Raw genomic sequence first — 1,248 nt, forward strand, 5'->3', positions numbered from 1 at the left:
GGCAGGCTGTACAAAAGACAGGGGATGATTATCAGCGGAGCCTGGATATCCGGGCCGGGGTATTAACGCGGGCGGTGCTGATGCTGAGCCCTGATGAAGAGGGGTATAACCGTTTGCTGGTGATCGTGCATCACCTGGCTATAGACGGGGTATCGTGGCGTATCCTGGTGGGTGACCTGGAGCAGTTGCTGGAGCAATTGAAGGGAGGTCAGGAGCTGAGCCTTGGTGAAAAGGGAAGTTCTTATAGGAATTGGAGTAATGCGTTGTTGAATTATAGAAAGAGCAGGCGTTTTCAAAGCCAGCGGAGTTATTGGGATCGTGTAGTGTCGGGTTATGTGGCATTAAGATCAGACCATGATCCCGAAGGAGTAATATTGGCATCCGGGACGGTGCAGCATTTATCAAGGCTGAGCCGTGAGTCTACGCGGTTGTTATTACAGGAGGTTCCTCAGGCGTACCATACGGAGATCAACGATATCTTGTTAAGCGGTCTGCTGGGGGCCCTGACGCGTTTTACCGGGGAAGATCATATAGTGATCGGTCTGGAGGGTCACGGTCGTGAGGATATCGACCGTTCGATAGACCACAGCCGTACGGTGGGGTGGTTTACGAGCCTGTACCCTGTACTGCTGGAGCTGGGGGAATCGGCGGATGCAGGGCCGTTGGTTTCAGGGGGCATCGGAAAGCACAGGCAGGTCGGTGAGTGAAGAAACGGCCCGCCGGCATAAGATCGATATTACGGGCATAGTAATGGATGGTGAGCTGGTGATTCGGTGGAGTTATAGTAGTAATCAGTATGAATCCTCTACGATCGCTTCGCTGGGGGATCAATATATAGGCGAACTGGAGTTACTGATCAGCCATTGTGTCGAGCAGTCAGCGCGGGGGTCGCAGCGGAGTCCGTCGGATTATGGATTGAGTGATGCGATGAGTTACCGGGAGCTGGATGCTTTCCTGGATGAGGAGTCAGAGGAGGGAAGAAGAGGCGACCGCATTACGGGTATATACCGTTTGAGCAGTTTACAGGAAGGTATATTGTTTGAGAGTTTGTATTCGTCAGGTGAAGGGGCATATGTACAGCAGATGCGTCTTGGTCTGAGCGGGCTGGATAAGTCCTCGTTTGTTCGTAGCTGGGCGCGGTTGGTAGCGGGACACAGTATATTACGGAGCGGGTTTTATTATGACAAGTTCAGGATCCCGGTACAATGTGTATACCGGGAAGTTGAGATACCTGTAGAGGAATATGAT

The 1,248-nt window shown here is 52.2% G+C and carries 2 protein-coding genes; both read left to right on the forward strand.

The window, feature by feature from the left end; all coding sequences use genetic code 11:
• The coding region (locus tag AC1DRQ_RS31805) for a condensation domain-containing protein (protein ID WP_477430192.1) at nt 1-707 on the forward strand (707 nt) is incomplete at its 5' end.
• Nucleotides 700-1,248, forward strand: a 549-nt coding sequence (locus AC1DRQ_RS31810) for a condensation domain-containing protein (RefSeq protein WP_477430194.1), incomplete at its 3' end; no start/stop codon positions are given. The genes AC1DRQ_RS31805 and AC1DRQ_RS31810, both read left to right, overlap by 8 nt.

The organism is Mucilaginibacter sp. P4_E8, from assembly GCF_056401495.1.